The sequence below is a fragment of the Streptomyces sp. NRRL WC-3626 genome, from assembly GCF_000718785.1.
GTDB classification, from domain to species: domain Bacteria; phylum Actinomycetota; class Actinomycetes; order Streptomycetales; family Streptomycetaceae; genus Streptomyces; species Streptomyces edwardsiae.
On sequence record NZ_JOCA01000047.1, the window covers coordinates 1 to 1,596 of the forward strand.

2 protein-coding genes are annotated in these 1,596 nt (G+C 71.0%); both read right to left on the minus strand.

Annotation, left to right across the window (positions count from 1 at the left end; all coding sequences use genetic code 11):
• Positions 1-1,476: ThuA domain-containing protein (locus IF28_RS0135720; RefSeq protein ID WP_037894834.1), on the minus strand; the 1,476-nt coding region annotated here is incomplete at its 3' end.
• A gap of 17 nt (positions 1,477-1,493) precedes the next feature.
• The coding region (locus IF28_RS40450) for an RICIN domain-containing protein (protein ID WP_158713725.1) at positions 1,494-1,596 on the minus strand (103 nt) is incomplete at its 5' end.

Sequence of the window (1,596 nt, forward strand, 5' to 3'; positions counted from 1 at the left end):
CGAGTTGCACGTCCAGACCTGCACCTCCGTACCGTCCGCCGTGCCCCCGTTGTCCACATCCAGACACTTCCCGTCGACCCCCTTCACCTCACCCGTGCGCGGGCCGGTCGGGGGTCCGTTCTGCTTGATGCGGATGTTGCGGAAGGCCACGTCGTCGCCGTCGCCGTGGTTCTGCAGGCCGATGTGGCCCCGGGCCAGGCCGCGCGCGGGGTCGGTGTTGGTGAAGTCGTTGATCCTGCTGCCGTTGAGGAAGATCTCCAGCCGCTCCCCGGTGACCCGGATCTCGTACGTGTTCCACTCCCCCGGCGGGTTCAGCGCGGCGTCGCGCGCGGGCAGGTCGGCGGACCGGAATCCGTACACGGAACCCGTGGTGCGGTCGGCCGCGTCGGTGGCGTCGATCTGGATCTCGTAGCCGTTGTCCACCGCCGACCAGGGGTCGTCGGATGCCGGGAAGCCCACGAAGACACCGGAGTTGTCGTCGCCGCTCGCCTTCCAGTCGAGCTTCAGGGAGTAGTCACCGGTGAACTCCCGGGCGTCGTACCAGAGCAGGCCGAGTCCGCCGTGGGAGGTGAGGGTGCCGTCGGCCAGGGTGAAGCCGCCGGGTCCCGCCTGTTTCCAGCCGGTGGTGGTGCCGCCGTCGAACAGGGGTGTGTAGCCGGTCTCCGGGCGGCAGTCGGCGTTGACGGTGCCGGCGGCCCAGCGGATACCGCCGAGCAGATGCCTGCGGAAGGCGGGGTCGGCGTAGGACTCCTCGGTGTGGCCGCCGCCGGTGTAGAAGGCGCGGCCGCCCGCGTAGTCCTTGCACCAGGCGATCGGATGGTCGCCGGACATGGTGCCGCCCGAGTAGCTGGACTCGTCGAGCGAGGCCAGTACATGGGCGGTGGTGCGGGGGTTGCTGCGGTAGTTGTACCACTCGTCGGTGCGCTGCCAGGTGCGGGCGAGATGCGCGGTGGCGTCGTGCGCCCGGTCCTCCACCGTGACGGTGGCGGGCTGGATGGCGGGGTGGGACTGGAAGAGGGCGCCGGCCAGTCCCTCGTAGAAGGGCCAGTCGTACTCGGTGTCGGCTGCGGCGTGGATGCCGACGTATCCGCCGCCCGCGCCCAGGTACTGCTCGAACGCGGTCTGCTGGGCGGGGCCGAGGACGTCGCCCGTGGTGGAGAGGAAGACCACGGCCCGGTACTGGGCCAGGTTGCCGGTGGTGAAGGCCGCCGGGTCCTCGGTGGCGTCGACGGTGAAGTTGTTCGCCGCCCCGAGGTCGCGCAGTGCGGTCACGCCCTCGTCGATCGAGGAGTGGCGGAAGCCGGCGGTCCGGGAGAAGACGAGGATCCTGTACGCGGGGTCGGCCGCCGCGGACGGTGTGGGGTCAGCGCTGTGGTGGGCGGCCGGCGCGGCGCCGGGGAGGGCCGCTGTCTGGGGTGTCAGGCAGAGCACGGCGGCGGCGGACAGGCCGAGCGCGGTCTTGAAGAGGGTACGCATCGTGGGTCGCCTCCTTTCTACGGCAGGGTCCACTTCTGGTTGGCTCCGGTGTGGCAGGTCCACAGATGCACGGGGGTTCCGTCCTCCCAGGTCCCGCCCGAGGCGTCCAGGCACTTCGCC